The organism is Enterobacter cloacae complex sp. R_G8 (genome assembly GCF_024599795.1).
Classification (GTDB): domain Bacteria; phylum Pseudomonadota; class Gammaproteobacteria; order Enterobacterales; family Enterobacteriaceae; genus Enterobacter; species Enterobacter dissolvens.
In genome coordinates this window covers 4,359,029-4,373,562 of sequence record NZ_CP102246.1, presented here as the reverse complement: position 1 = coordinate 4,373,562, position 14,534 = coordinate 4,359,029, and the positions used below count along the sequence as shown (strand labels likewise).

12 protein-coding genes are annotated in these 14,534 nt (G+C 55.3%); 4 read left to right on the top strand and 8 right to left on the bottom strand.

The window, feature by feature from the left end:
- The first annotated feature begins 44 nt into the window (after positions 1 to 44).
- From kefF to folA, 3 genes are all read left to right on the top strand, one after another.
- A complete protein-coding gene (kefF, locus tag NQ842_RS20625) occupies positions 45 to 575 on the top strand; it encodes a glutathione-regulated potassium-efflux system oxidoreductase KefF (RefSeq protein WP_014830612.1) in 531 nt (176 codons plus the stop codon).
- Positions 568 to 2,433: a glutathione-regulated potassium-efflux system protein KefC gene (kefC, locus tag NQ842_RS20620; protein ID WP_046889349.1), complete on the top strand. Its 1,866-nt coding sequence runs from the start codon at positions 568 to 570 to the stop codon at positions 2,431 to 2,433. Before kefF ends, kefC begins: the two co-directional genes overlap by 8 nt.
- 114 nt (positions 2,434 to 2,547) lie before the next feature.
- Entirely contained in the window at positions 2,548 to 3,027 is a 480-nt protein-coding gene (gene folA, locus NQ842_RS20615; protein ID WP_047360425.1) for a type 3 dihydrofolate reductase, read from the top strand.
- Between the two features lie 39 nt (positions 3,028 to 3,066).
- Here folA and apaH read toward each other — a convergent pair whose 3' ends face one another.
- From apaH to lptD, 6 genes are read right to left on the bottom strand one after another with little or no spacing between them, the layout of a single operon-like run.
- On the bottom strand, positions 3,067 to 3,915 hold the full coding sequence (gene apaH, locus NQ842_RS20610; RefSeq protein WP_014830615.1) for a bis(5'-nucleosyl)-tetraphosphatase (symmetrical) ApaH: 849 nt from the start codon (positions 3,913 to 3,915) through the stop codon (positions 3,067 to 3,069).
- Between the two features lie 4 nt (positions 3,916 to 3,919).
- On the bottom strand, positions 3,920 to 4,297 hold the full coding sequence (apaG, locus tag NQ842_RS20605) for a Co2+/Mg2+ efflux protein ApaG (protein WP_014830616.1): 378 nt from the start codon (positions 4,295 to 4,297) through the stop codon (positions 3,920 to 3,922).
- A gap of 3 nt (positions 4,298 to 4,300) precedes the next feature.
- Complete coding sequence (gene rsmA / locus NQ842_RS20600) at positions 4,301 to 5,122, bottom strand: 16S rRNA (adenine(1518)-N(6)/adenine(1519)-N(6))-dimethyltransferase RsmA (protein WP_014830617.1); 822 nt, start codon at positions 5,120 to 5,122, stop codon at positions 4,301 to 4,303.
- Complete coding sequence (pdxA, locus tag NQ842_RS20595; protein WP_257256269.1) at positions 5,119 to 6,105, bottom strand: 4-hydroxythreonine-4-phosphate dehydrogenase PdxA; 987 nt, start codon at positions 6,103 to 6,105, stop codon at positions 5,119 to 5,121. The genes rsmA and pdxA overlap by 4 nt, the downstream gene beginning before the upstream one ends.
- Positions 6,105 to 7,391: a peptidylprolyl isomerase SurA gene (surA, locus tag NQ842_RS20590; RefSeq protein WP_014830619.1), complete on the bottom strand. Its 1,287-nt coding sequence runs from the start codon at positions 7,389 to 7,391 to the stop codon at positions 6,105 to 6,107. Before surA ends, pdxA begins: the two co-directional genes overlap by 1 nt.
- Before the next feature lie 53 nt (positions 7,392 to 7,444).
- A complete protein-coding gene (gene lptD, locus NQ842_RS20585) occupies positions 7,445 to 9,796 on the bottom strand; it encodes an LPS assembly protein LptD (protein WP_014830620.1) in 2,352 nt (783 codons plus the stop codon).
- A 239-nt stretch (positions 9,797 to 10,035) separates the two neighbouring features.
- Between lptD and djlA the strand changes: the two genes are divergently transcribed.
- Positions 10,036 to 10,854: a co-chaperone DjlA gene (gene djlA, locus NQ842_RS20580; RefSeq protein WP_014830621.1), complete on the top strand. Its 819-nt coding sequence runs from the start codon at positions 10,036 to 10,038 to the stop codon at positions 10,852 to 10,854.
- A 30-nt stretch (positions 10,855 to 10,884) separates the two neighbouring features.
- Here the strand turns inward: djlA and rluA are convergent, their stop codons facing one another.
- Both rluA and rapA read right to left on the bottom strand, forming a co-directional pair.
- The gene (gene rluA, locus NQ842_RS20575) at positions 10,885 to 11,544 is read right to left on the bottom strand and encodes a bifunctional tRNA pseudouridine(32) synthase/23S rRNA pseudouridine(746) synthase RluA (protein ID WP_214551213.1); all 660 of its coding nucleotides are present in this window, start codon (positions 11,542 to 11,544) and stop codon (positions 10,885 to 10,887) included.
- Between the two features lie 12 nt (positions 11,545 to 11,556).
- On the bottom strand, positions 11,557 to 14,463 hold the full coding sequence (rapA, locus tag NQ842_RS20570) for an RNA polymerase-associated protein RapA (RefSeq protein ID WP_014830623.1): 2,907 nt from the start codon (positions 14,461 to 14,463) through the stop codon (positions 11,557 to 11,559).
- Positions 14,464 to 14,534: the final 71 nt, after the last annotated feature.

Sequence of the window (14,534 nt, the reverse complement as noted above, 5' to 3'; positions counted from 1 at the left end):
CACTCACATCTACAAGAGAGAAGACAGTCAAAACAGGCCGATTCATGATTCTGATAATTTATGCGCATCCCTATCCGCAGCACTCCCATGCGAATAAGCGCATGCTTGAGCAGGTAAGGACACTCGACAACGTAGAGATACGTTCCCTCTATCAACTTTATCCTGATTTTAACATCGACATCACCGCCGAACAGGAGGCGCTCACTCGCGCCGATCTGATCATCTGGCAACACCCGATGCAGTGGTACAGCACACCACCGCTCCTGAAATTGTGGATCGACAAAGTCTTTTCCCACGGCTGGGCGTATGGTCACAACGGGCATGCGCTGAAGGGAAAAAGCCTGATGTGGGCTGTGACCACCGGTGGTGGAGAAAGCCACTTCGATATTGGTTCTTTCCCGGGTTTTGAGGTGCTGGCGCAACCGCTTCAGGCGACAGCGCTCTACTGTGGTCTTACCTGGCTTCCTCCTTTTGCTATGCACTGCACATTTGTTTGTGACGATGAGACGTTGCAAGCGCAGGCTCGTCATTATAAACAACGCTTACTAGAGTGGCAGGAGGCGCACAATGGATAGCCATACGCTGATACAGGCGCTGATTTACCTTGGTGCGGCGGCGCTGATTGTGCCCGTTGCGGTTCGCCTGGGGCTGGGCTCCGTGCTGGGCTACCTGATCGCCGGGTGTGTTATCGGACCCTGGGGATTCCGCCTGGTCACGGATGCGGAGGCGATTCTGCATTTCGCCGAAATTGGCGTCGTGCTGATGCTGTTTGTCATTGGTCTGGAACTTGACCCGCAGCGGTTGTGGAAGCTGCGCGCCTCAGTGTTTGGCGGCGGAGCGCTACAAATGGTGGCCTGTGGTCTGCTGTTGGGCGGCTTCTGTATTCTGCTGGGAATGGACTGGAAAGTGGCAGAGCTTATTGGCATGACGCTGGCACTCTCTTCGACGGCGATTGCCATGCAGGCAATGAACGAGCGAAACCTGACCGTTTCACAGATGGGGCGCAGTGCGTTTTCGGTGCTGCTGTTTCAGGATATCGCGGCCATTCCGCTGGTGGCGATGATCCCGCTGCTGGCCGCCAGCGGGGCATCAACGACGCTGGGCGCTTTTGCCCTCTCTGCGTTGAAAGTGGTCGGTGCGCTGGCACTGGTTGTCCTGCTTGGCCGTTATGTTACCCGTCCGCTGCTGCGCTTCGTCGCTCGCTCGGGACTGCGGGAAGTGTTCAGTGCCGTGGCGCTGTTCCTGGTGTTTGGTTTTGGTCTGCTGCTCGAGGAAGCCGGGCTGTCGATGGCGATGGGAGCCTTCCTCGCGGGCGTTCTGCTGGCCAGCTCAGAATACCGACACGCGCTGGAAAGCGATATCGAGCCCTTCAAAGGATTGCTGCTGGGGCTGTTTTTCATCGGAGTCGGGATGTCTATCGACTTTGGCACGCTGGTCACGCATCCGCTGCGGATCCTCATCCTGCTGGTCGGTTTCCTGGTCATCAAAATGGTGATGCTGTGGCTGATCGCCCGCCCGCTGAACGTGCCTGGCAGACAGCGTCGCTGGTTCGCCGTGCTGCTCGGACAGGGAAGCGAATTCGCGTTTGTGGTTTTCGGCGCGGCGCAAATGGCCAATGTGCTCGATCCCGAGTGGGCGAAAGCGCTGACGCTGGCGGTCGCGCTGTCGATGGCGGCAACGCCGATCCTGCTGGTGCTGCTGACGCGTCTGGAAAAAACCGGCAGCGAACAGGAACGTGAAGCCGATGAGATTGACGAGGAACAGCCGCGTGTGATCATCGCCGGATTCGGTCGCTTTGGGCAGATCACCGGTCGTTTACTGCTCTCAAGCGGAGTAAAAATGGTCATCCTCGATCACGATCCGGACCATGTGGATACCCTGCGTAAGTTCGATATGAAAGTCTTCTACGGCGATGCAACGCGTGTCGATCTGCTGGAATCAGCCGGCGCAGCGAAAGCGGAAGTCCTCATCAACGCGATTGACGATCCCCAGACCAGTATGCAGCTGGTTGAGCTGGTGAAGGAGCATTTCCCGAACCTGACCATTATCTCCCGCGCGCGCGATGTGGATCACTACATTCAGCTGCGACAGGCGGGGGTGGCCGCACCCGAGCGTGAAACTTTCGAAGGGGCGCTTAAGTCTGGCCGTATGGCGCTGGAAAGCCTGGGCCTGGGCGCGTATGAAGCGCGCGAGCGTGCGGATCTGTTCCGCCGCTTCAATACCGATATGGTGGAAGAGATGGTGGCGATGGCGGGCAGTACGGCCACAGAGCGTGCGGCGGTGTTTAAACGCACCAGTGCGATGCTGACAGAAATTATTAACGAGGATCGTAATCATCTGTCGCTGGTGCAGCGTCATGGCTGGCAGGGAACGGAGGAGGGCAAGCATACCGGCGATCCGGCGGACGAACCGGAGAGTAAACCTTCCGCGTGAAGTGGAGTTGCCAGCAATATTAAAAAATTTCTCTTTCTTTACCATGCCGCCAGTCGACGAAAGATTAAGCTTTCCGTATAGTGGCGGCAATTTTTTGCATCCGGGAAATTTTCAATGATCAGTCTGATTGCAGCGCTGGCGGTGGACCGTGTTATCGGTATGGAAAATGCCATGCCGTGGAACCTGCCTGCCGATCTCGCATGGTTTAAACGTACGACGTTAAACAAGCCGGTAGTGATGGGCCGCCTGACCTGGGAGTCGATTGGTCGTCCATTGCCGGGCCGTAAGAATATCGTGATCAGTAGCCAGCCAGGCACAGACGATCGCGTCGAATGGGTGAAATCCGTTGACGAGGCGATTGCCGCGTGCGGTAACGCCGACGAGATCATGGTGATTGGTGGTGGGCGTGTGTATGAGCAGTTCCTGCCGAAAGCGCAAAAGCTCTATCTGACGCATATTGATGCGGAAGTGGAAGGCGATACCCATTTCCCGGACTACGATCCGGACGAGTGGGAATCGGTATTCAGCGAATTCCATGATGCGGATGCGCAGAACTCACACAGCTACTGCTTCGAGATTCTGGAACGTCGCTAGTTGCTTTTCCCTCTCCCGGCCGGGAGAGGGAATTCACTCTCAGGAGGCGACCGCCTCGCCTTCCCCTAAGTCCAGCTGTCGGTTGGACGGCTGCACGAAGTAGGTTTTATCTTCCCAGCGTAAGCAGGTTAAATCCCCGCCCCAGCAACAACCGGTATCAAGACCGTAGATCCCGTCTGGCGTGCCTTTCCCTTCTAGCGCGGCCCAGTGGCCAAACACCACGCTGTACTCACTGGTGACCGGTCCGGGGATCGCAAACCACGGTTTAAGCGGCGCAGGCGCACTTTCCGGCGTCTCTTTGGAGTACATATCCAGTTGCCCGTTCGGGAAGCAGAAACGCATCCGTGTGAACGCGTTCGTGATAAAACGCAGGCGTGCCAGACCGCTCAGATCTTCGCTCCAGTGGTTTGGCATATCGCCATACATGGCATCAAGGAAGAAAGGATAGGAATCGCTCGCCAGTACCGCTTCAACGTCACGTGCGCAGGTTTTTGCCGTCTCGAGATCCCACTGTGGGGTGATCCCGGCGTGGGCCATGACCAGTTTTTTCTCCTCATCGACCTGCAACAGCGGCTGACGACGCAGCCAGTTGATCAGTTCGTCGGCGTCTGGCGCATCCAGCAGCGGGGTGAGGCGATCTTTCGGCTTATTGCGGCTGATGCCGGCAAAGACGGCCAGCAGATGTAAATCATGATTACCCAACACCATGCGTACGCTGTCGCCAAGCGATTTTACGAAGCGTAAAACCTCGAGGGAACCTGGCCCACGCGCCACTAAATCGCCCGTCAGCCAGAGAATATCCCGTCCTGGCGTAAAGTCGACCTGTTTTAATAATGCGATCAGTTCATCGTAGCAACCATGAACGTCGCCAATCAGATATGTAGACATTAGATTAATGAATGAGTGTTGTAACGGCGAGACGGAACACAGGAATAGCAACGCGGAATACATTGCCATCGACGTCGACCATTTCATAATGGCCTTGCATGGTTCCCAGCGGCGTTTCTATCACCGCACCGCTGGTGTACTGATACTCTTCGCCAGGGTCGATGTGGGGCTGTTCACCAACCACACCTTCACCCTGAACTTCGATTTCACGGCCATTGCCGTTAGTGATAAGCCAGTAACGCCCGAGCAGCTGCACAGGCATCCGCCCCAGATTGCGAATGGTCACGGTGTAGGCAAAAACAAAGCGCTCTTCATCGGGTGAGGACTGAGATTCAACGTAAACGCTTTGTACCTGGACACATACGCGGGGCGAATCAATCATGGCTTAACTCTCCTTCGGCGGCGCTTTTTCGCTAATGTAATTAGCCAGTTTACAGTACTGCTCAACAGAAATATTTTCTGCACGCATAGCCGGGTCAATGCCCAACTCAGCCAGCACGTCAACGGTGAACAGATTGCCGAGGCTGTTACGGATCGTTTTACGGCGCTGGTTAAACGCTTCTGTCGTGATGCGGCTCAGTACGCGCAGGTCTTTGACCGGGTATGGCATCGTTTTATGCGGCACAAGGCGCACAACGGCAGAGTCGACTTTCGGTGGTGGCGTGAAGGCGGACGGCGGCACTTCGAGCACCGGGATCACATTGCAGAAATATTGCGCCATCACGCTTAAACGACCATACGCTTTACTGTTTGGTCCTGCAACCAGACGGTTGACGACCTCTTTTTGCAACATGAAGTGCATGTCGGCAATGGCATCAGTATAGCTAAAGAGGTGGAACATCAGCGGCGTGGAGATGTTATATGGCAGGTTACCGAATACGCGCAGCGGTTGACCCATTTTTTCTGCCAGCTCGCCAAAGTTCATGGTCATGGCATCTTGCTGATAAATCGTCAGCTTTGGCCCCAGGAACGGGTGCGTTTGCAGACGAGCAGCGAGATCGCGGTCGAGTTCGATTACGGTCAGTTCGTCCAGACGTTCGCCTACAGGTTCAGTCAGTGCTGCCAGACCCGGGCCGATTTCGACCATCGCCTGGCCTTTTTGCGGATTAATAGCCGAGACAATACTGTCGATCACGAACTGATCGTTGAGGAAGTTTTGCCCGAAGCGTTTACGGGCTAAGTGGCCCTGATGGACTCGATTAGTCATTGAGTATTAACAATCATTTTGATGGCGAGATTAAGCGCCGTAATAAAACTGCCGACATCCGCTTTTCCCTGGCCTGCCAGATCCAGCGCAGTACCGTGGTCGACGGACGTTCGAATAAAAGGTAAACCGAGGGTGATATTCACCCCACGGCCAAAGCCCTGGTATTTTAGCACGGGCAGGCCCTGATCGTGGTACATCGCGAGCACGGCGTCGGCATTATCCAGGTATTTGGGCTGGAAAAGGGTATCGGCAGGCAACGGCCCGCTGAGGTTCATCCCTTTCGCACGCATCTCATCAAGCACCGGAATGATGGTGTCGATCTCTTCGGTACCCATATGCCCGCCTTCCCCGGCGTGCGGGTTCAGGCCGCAGACCAGAACGTGCGGCTGTTTAATGCCAAATTTGGTCTGCAGATCGTGATGCAGTATCCCGATGATCTCCCGCAGCAGTTCTGGGGTGATGGCATCAGGAATGGCCTTGATGGGCAAATGGGTTGTCACCAGGGCCACCCGCATCGCTTCCGTCGCCAGCATCATCACCACTTTCGGGCTGTGTGAGCGCTCTTCAAAGAACTCGGTATGCCCGGTGAACGGAATGCCCGCTTCGTTAATCACCCCTTTGTGCACGGGGCCCGTGATCAAGGCAGCAAACTCACCCTTCAGGCAACCATCGCAGGCGCGCGCCAGGGTTTCGACAACATAGTGGCCGTTTTCAGTGCTGAGTTGACCTGGAATTACAGGAGTACGAAGAGGGACGGGAAGAAGCGTGAGCGTTCCGGCTTGCTGGGGTGCAGGCTGTTGACCTTCAACGTAGGGGATGAGCGTTAAAGGCAGACCGAGCAGTGAAGCCCGGTCTTGTAACAGTGTTGCATCAGCACAGACAACCAGTTCCACCGGCCAGCTACGTTGGGCAAGCTGGACAACGAGGTCTGGCCCAATCCCGGCGGGTTCGCCGGGTGTGATGACAACACGATGCTGTTTCATTAGTTGCTCAGAACTTTCACATAAGCACTGGCGCGTTGTTCCTGCATCCAGGTCGCCGCTTCTTCAGAGAACTTACGGTTGAACAGCATACGATAGGCTCTGTCTTTTTGCGCCGCGTCGGTTTTATCAACGTTGCGGGTGTCCAACAGTTCGATCAGATGCCAGCCAAAGGAGGAGTGTACCGGCGCACTCATCTGGCCTTTGTTCAGCTTCATCAGCGCATCGCGGAATGCCGGATCGTAGATATCCGCAGCCGCCCAGCCCAGGTCGCCGCCCTGGTTAGCAGAGCCAGGATCCTGAGAGAACTCTTTTGCGGCATTCGCAAACGACGTTTTTCCGCTCTTGATGTCCGCGGCAATCTGTTGCAGCTTCGCACGCGCCTGATCGTCCGTCATGATCGGTGACGGTTTCAGCAGAATGTGGCGAGCATGAACTTCGGTGACAGAGATGTTCTGGCTCTGACCACGCAGGTCGTTGACTTTCAGGATGTGGAAGCCGACACCTGAACGGATTGGACCCACGATGTCGCCTTTTTTCGCCGTGCTCAGCGCCTGGGCAAAGAGGGATGGCAGTTCCTGAATACGTCCCCAGCCCATCTGACCACCTTTCAGCGCCTGTTGGTCAGCGGAGTAGGTGATGGCCAGCTTGCCAAAGTCACTGCCGTTACGAGCCTGCTCGACGATAGCGCGTGCCTGGCTTTCCGCTTCAGCGGCCTGGTCGGACGTTGGGTTCTCTGGCAGCGGGATCAGAATGTGGCTCAGGTTCAGCTCGGTGCTGGCGTCGTTCTGGTTGCCCACCTGTTTTGCCAGCGCGTCGACTTCCTGAGGCAGGATAGTGACGCGGCGACGGACTTCATTGTTACGCACTTCCGAAATCAGCATCTCTTTACGGATCTGATTACGGTAAGTTGAGTAGCTGATGCCATCATAGGCCAGACGACTGCGCATCTGATCCAGGCTCATGTTGTTCTGCTTTGCGATGTTAGCGATCGCCTGGTCGAGCTGCTCGTCAGTGACTTTCACCCCCATCTTCTGACCCATTTGCAGGATAATCTGATCCATGATCAGACGTTCCAGGATCTGGTGGCGCAGCGTTGCGTCATCCGGAAGTTGCTGACCCGCTTCGCCCGAATTGAGCTTCACAGATTTCATTAAACCGTCAACGTCACTTTCGAGCACGACACCGTTGTTAACTACAGCGGCGACCTTATCAACAACCTGGGGGGCCGCGAAGCTGGTATTCGCAACCATAGCGACACCGAGCAGCAGCGTTTTCCAGTTCTTCATACTTTTTCCATTTCAATTAACCGCAAAGCGGATTACGTTGCAAATCAAGCACATTACAAGGAACTGCGGTACGGCAGAATGTTCGAGCGCAGCATCTGCTGCGTGCCCAGGCCGTAGTTGGAACTCAGGCCGCGCAGTTCGACATTAAAGCCAATCACGTTATCGTATTTGCCCTGATTATTTTGAGTATCCCAGCCGTTAAGCTTGCGTTCGTAGCCGACACGCAGCGCGTAGCAGCAGGAGTTATATTGCAGACCAACCATCTGGTCAGCTGGCTTATTGGCGTTGGTGTCAAAGTAGTAAGCACCTACAATTGACCAGCGATCGGCAATTGGCCAACTCGCTGCACCACCCACCTGAGAAATGCCGTCTTTGTACTGTTCGCTGGTGGCATAGTTTGGCAACGTCGCCTGAATATATTCCGGGCTGGCGTAACGATACGTCAACTGCATCATGCGGTCTTCATCACGACGGTACTCAATTGCCGCACTGCTTGTGGCAATATTGTCGAGACGCGTATCGTACTGCAGACCACCGCGTAAGCCCCAGCGATCGGTCATGCGCCAGTAGGTATCGCCCGCCCACACCAGGGAACCTGTTTTGTTGTCTTTCTCCCAGTTGATATCGTCATCACCGGTACGAGACTCGGTGAAATAGTAGATTTGACCAACAGAAACGTTAAAACGTTCAACGGAAGCGTCATCATAAACACGCGTTGTGACGCCGGTCGTTAACTGGTTCGCGGAGGCAATACGGTCGAGACCACCATAGGTACGGTCACGGAACAGGCCGCTATAGTCAGACTGCAGGAAAGAGGAGTCGTAGTTCTGGATTTTGCTCTGATCGCGATAAGGCACGTATAAATACTGCATACGCGGCTCCAGCGTCTGGGTATAACCATCTGCCAGCAGCCCCATATCACGTTCGAAGATCAGTTTGCCGTCCATTTTGAATTGTGGAAGGACGCGGTTCACGGATTCGTCAAGATCGGTGCCGTAACGGTTGTTGTACCAGTCCACGTTTTTCTGCTGATAGTGGGTCGCCATCAGCTTGGCTTCGGTATTCAGGCTCGACCAGTTATTAGAGATCGGCAAATTGATCGTCGGTTCTAAGTGAACACGCGTGGCTTCTGGCATATCCGAGTTGGTATTAACGAAATGTACCGCCTGAGCGTAAACGCGGGTGTCGAACGGACCAACATCGTTCTGATACCAGTTAACATCCAGCTGCGGTTCTGCACCGTAAGTGCTTCGCGTCTGGGTGTTAAAGACCTGGAACTGCTTCGTCGACACAGTGGCATTGAAGTTCTGAACGGCGTAGCCAACGCTGAATTTCTGCGTGGCGTAGCCATCGGTACTGGAACCGTACTTGGAATCGAAGTCGTTGAAATAGTACGGATCGCTGACTTTGGTATAGTCGACGTTAAAACGCCAGACCTGGTCCATTACGCCAGCGTGACGCCAGTAATACATCCAACGGTGTTTATCACCTTCTGTTGGATGCTCATCCTGGAAGACTTTATCCGATGGCAGGTAATCCAGCTCCATCAAACCGGTACCCGCCTGGGTCAGATAGCGGAACTCGTTTTCCCACATGACGTTGCCGCGCTTATGGATATAGTGCGGCGTGATCGTGGCGTCCATGTTGGGCGCGATGTTCCAGTAATACGGCAGATAGAACTCAAAATAGTTCGAGGTGCTGTATTTGGCATTTGGGATCAGGAAACCTGAACGACGTTTGTCGCCCACGGGAAGTTGCAGGTACGGGCTATAGAAAACCGGCACTGGACCGAGTTTAAACCGGGCGTTCCAGATTTCTGCGACCTGTTCTTCACGGTCGTGAATCACTTCACTCCCCACCACGCTCCAGGTATTTGAACCCGGCAGGCAGGAGGTAAACGAACCGTTTTCCAGAATCGTATAGCGGTTTTCACCGCGCTGTTTCATCAGGTCTGCTTTACCGCGCCCCTGACGACCCACCATCTGGTAATCACCTTCCCAGACGTTAGTATCTTTGGTATTCAGATTTGACCAGGCTTTCGGACCTTTCAGGATGACCTGATTGTCGTCATAGTGCACATTACCCAGCGCATCCACCGTTCGTACCGGCTCGGCCGCACCTTCCGGCTGCTTCTGGTGCAACTGCACTTCGTCTGCCTGCAGGCGGCTGTTGCCCTGGTTAATATCCACATCGCCAGTGAACGTCGCGTTGTCAGGATAGGTACCTTTAGAACTGTCGGCAGTAATGGTTACTGGCAAGCTATTTGTATCGCCACTCACCAGTGGGCGATTATAACTTGGGACGCCAAGCATACACTGCGAGGCAAGATCGGCCGCCAGCCCCTGTTGACTGTACAGGGCGGTGCCAATCATTGTGGCCAGAAGGGTGGGGATACGTTTTTTCATACGTTATATTTTAGTGTTCCGTCATCAGTGGCTACGGCTTACAAACGCTCAGAGACTATCTTACTCATCAGCGCAGTACCAGCGTTAATCCTGCCCGTTTGCGTGCCAGAGTGTTAGGCTCGCTATCGAATGACGAGTATGATAATGCAAATTATAGGCGATGTCCCTCAATTGACCGTGGCTCGACCACTGTAATGATGGCGTTGCGTCGACAAGGGACATGACTATCCGGGGAGTATATGCAGTATTGGGGTAAAATCATCGGCGTTGCGTTCGCCATCATAATGGGTGCCGGGTTTTGGGGCATCGTTCTTGGCCTGATTATTGGCCATATGTTCGATAAGGCACGCAGCCGCAAAATGGCCTGGTTCGCCAACCAGCGCGAGCGTCAGTCCCTCTTTTTCTCCACCACCTTTGAGGTGATGGGGCACTTAACCAAATCAAAAGGGAGGGTGACGGAAGCCGATATTCAGATCGCCAGCGTATTTATGGACCGCATGAATCTGCACGGGGAATCTCGTGTGGCGGCGCAAAATGCGTTTCGCATCGGTAAATCGGATAACTATCCACTGCGCGAAAAAATGCGTCAGTTCCGCAGTATCTGTTTCGGCCGTTTTGATTTAATTCGGATGTTTCTGGAGATCCAGATTCAGGCGGCGTTTGCCGACGGGTCTCTTCATCCGAATGAACGCGATGTGTTATACGTGATTGCTGAAGAGCTGGGGATCTCCCGGATGCAGTTCGACCAGTTCCTGCGCATGATGCAGGGCGGGGCACACTTTGGCGGTGGTTATCAGCAACAGCAATCCTCTGGCGGCGGCTGGCAGCAGGCGCAGCGTGGCCCGACACTGGAAGATGCCTGTAACGTGCTTGGCGTGAAACCTTCGGATGATGCGACAACCATCAAGCGCGCCTATCGTAAGCTGATGAGTGAACATCACCCGGATAAACTGGTCGCGAAGGGCTTACCGCCAGAGATGATGGAGATGGCGAAGCAAAAAGCGCAGGAAATCCAGAAAGCGTACGAGCTGATAAAAGAGCAGAAAAATTTCAAATAAAAAATGGCCCGACACAGTCGGGCCATTTTTTTAGAAGTCCACCGGTGCTTTAAACGTCATTGCGTTGCCAAACGCCGGATGGGTGAGGGTGAGCGTCTGCGCATGAAGCTGAAGACGTGGCGCTAACGCCAGTGCCTCAGGCGGTGCGTAAAAGCGGTCTCCCAGAATCGGGTGCCCCAGCGCGAGCATATGCACACGCAGCTGATGTGAACGCCCGGTAATGGGTTTTAGCAGGACGCGCGCGGTGTTATCCGGCGCGTACTCCAGCACTTCATACTCGGTTTGCGCGGCCTTGCCGGTCTCGTAACACACCTTCTGCTTTGGCCGGTTTGGCCAGTCGCAAATCAGCGGCAGATCCACCAGCCCTTCCGCCTGCGCGGGATGGCCCCAGACGCGTGCGACATACTGCTTTTTCGGTTCACGCTCACGGAACTGGCGTTTGAGTTCACGCTCGGCCGCTTTATTCAGCGCCACCACAATCACACCGCTGGTTGCCATATCCAGGCGATGAACGGACTCCGCCTGGGGATAATCACGCTGAATACGTGTCATCACGCTGTCTTTGTGCTCATCCAGACGCCCCGGCACGGACAACAGGCCGCTTGGCTTGTTGACCACCATAATGTGCTCATCCTGATAAAGGATGACCAGCCACGGGTCTTGCGGCGGATTGTAAGGCTCCATCACCATCTTGCGCTCCGTTTACTGGTGTGTCACAACGATAAGACGCAGGGCATCCAGACGCCAGCTCGCCTGATTCAGGCTTTCCAGCACCTGCTGACGGTTGCTCTCAATCGCGGTCAGTTCGTCATCACGGATGTTTGGGTTCACCGCTTTTAACGCTTCCAGACGAGACAGCTCTGCAGACAGTTTCTCATCGGCTTCCTCGCGCGCGGCATCAATCAACGCCCTGGCCGCTTTTTCGATTTGCGTTTCACCCAACTGCAGAATGGCGTGCACATCCTGTTGGACGGCGTTGACCAGTTTGCTGCCCGTGTGGCGGTTTACTGCGCTCAGCTGGCGGTTGAAACTCTCGAATTCAACCTGTGCGGCCAGGTTGGTGCCGTTTTTATCCAGCAGCAGACGCACTGGCGTTGGCGGCAGGAAGCGGGTGAGCTGAAGCTGTTTCGGCGCTTGCGCTTCCACAACGTAGATCAACTCAACCAGCAGCGTACCAACGGGTAGTGCTTTGTTTTTCAACAGGGAAATCGTGCTGCTACCCGTGTCGCCGGAAAGGATCAGGTCGAGGCCGTTGCGGATCAACGGGTGTTCCCAGGTGATGAACTGCGCATCTTCGCGAGACAGCGCCACATCACGCTCGAAAGTGATGGTGCAGCCATCCTCAGGCAGACCCGGGAAATCCGGAACCAGCATATGATCGGATGGGGTCAGCACAATCATGTTCTCGCCGCGATCGTCCTGGTTAATCCCGACGATGTCGAACAGGTTCATGGCGAAGCTGATCAGGCTGGTGTCGTCATCCTGCTCTTCGATGCTTTCAGCAAGCGCCTGCGCTTTCTCCCCGCCGTTGGAGTGGATCTCCAGCAGACGATCGCGCCCCTGCTCCAGCTGCGCTTTCAGCGCTTCATGTTTTTCGCGACAGGATTTGATCAGTTCATCAAACCCGTCCGTATTTTCCGGCGCAGCGAGGTAACCGATCAGATCCGTATGCACCTGATCGTAAATGGTGCGTCCTGTTGGACAGGTATGTTCGAACGCGTCCAGACCTTCGTGGAACCAGCGTACCAGCACCGACTGGGCAGTTTTTTCCAGGTAAGGAACGTGGATCTGAATATCATGCGCCTGACCGATACGATCCAGACGACCGATACGCTGTTCCAGCAGGTCGGGGTTGAACGGCAGATCGAACATCACCAGGTTGCTGGCGAACTGGAAGTTACGCCCTTCAGAACCGATTTCAGAGCACAGCAGAACCTGTGCGCCGCTGTCTTCTTCACTGAACCAGGCCGCGGCGCGGTCGCGCTCGACGATGGACATCCCCTCGTGGAACACGGCGGCTCGAATACCTTCACGCTCGCGCAGAACCTGCTCCAGTTGCAGCGCGGTGGCCGCTTTGGCGCAGATCACCAGCACTTTCTGTGAACGATGAGCCGTTAAATAGCCCATCAGCCATTCAACACGCGGGTCGAAGTTCCACCAGGTTCCGGTATCGCCTTCAAATTCCTGATAAATCTGCTCCGGGTAGAGCATGTCGCGCGCACGTTCTTCCTGGCTTTTGCGCGCCCCCATAATGCCGGAGACTTTTATCGCCGTCTGATACTGCGTCGGCAGCGGCAGCTTGATGGTATGCAGTTCGCGTTTCGGGAAGCCCTTCACGCCGTTACGGGTGTTACGGAACAGCACGCGGCTGGTGCCGTGGCGGTCCATCAGCATATCGATCAGTTCTTTACGCGCGGATCCCGCGTTGTCGCTGTCACTGTTGGCTGCCTGCAGCAGCGGCTCAATGTCCTGTTCGCCAATCAGATCGCTCAGGGTGTTCAGTTCGTCATTCGAGAGGCGTTTGCCCGCCAGCAGCATGGCGACAGCATCGGCAACCGGGCGGTAATTATTCTGTTCTTCGACAAACTGCTCAAAGTCATGGAAACGGTTTGGATCGAGCAGGCGCAGACGCGCGAAGTGGCTCTCCAGCCCCAGCTGCTCCGGCGTTGCGGTCAGCAGCAGGACGCCCGGCACGCGCTCGGCAAGCTGTTCAATCGCCATGTATTCACGGCTCGGTGCCTCTTCGCTCCAGACCAGGTGGTGCGCTTCGTCGACCACCAGCAGATCCCACTCTGCGTCGCACAGATGCTCAAGACGCTGCTTGCTGCGGCGCACGAAGTCCAGGGAGCAGATGACCAGCTGTTCGGTTTCAAACGGGTTGTCCGCGTCATGCTGGGCTTCGGCGTAGCGCTCGTCGTCAAACAGCGAGAAACGGAGGTTAAAGCGGCGCAGCATCTCAACCAGCCACTGATGCTGCAGCGTTTCCGGTACCACGATCAGCACGCGCTCGGCGGCGCCAGAGAGCAGCTGTTGATGCAGGATCATACCGGCTTCAATGGTTTTACCGAGGCCCACTTCGTCTGCCAGCAGTACGCGAGGCGCATGACGACGGCCAACGTCATGGGCGATATTCAGCTGATGAGGGATCAGGCTGGTACGTTGACCACGCAGGCCGCTCCACGGCATGCGGTACTGTTCACTCTGGAACTTACGCGCGCGATAGCGCAGAGAGAAGCGATCCATACGGTCGATTTGCCCGGCAAACAGGCGATCCTGCGGCTTGCTGAAAACCAGTTTGCTGTCGAGCAGCACTTCACGCAGGATGACATTGCTCTCGTCAGTGTCGAGGCGAGTCCCAATATAGGCGAGCAGACCATTCTCTTCTTTTACGTCTTCAACCTTTAGCTGCCAGCCGTCGTGGCTGGTCACGGTGTCACCTGGATTGAACATCACGCGGGTAACAGGGGAGTCATTGCGAGCGTACAGGCGGTTTTCACCGGTAGCAGGGAAAAGGAGGGTGACCATGCGTGCGTCGACTGCAACCACGGTTCCCAATCCAAGTTCGCTTTCTGTATCGCTGATCCAGCGTTGACCAAGTGTAAAAGGCATATGTGTTCGGCTCTAATCTTTAATTGCAGGCAATAGTTCAACCACCGTCAAAAAAGACGGTCATCGAAAAA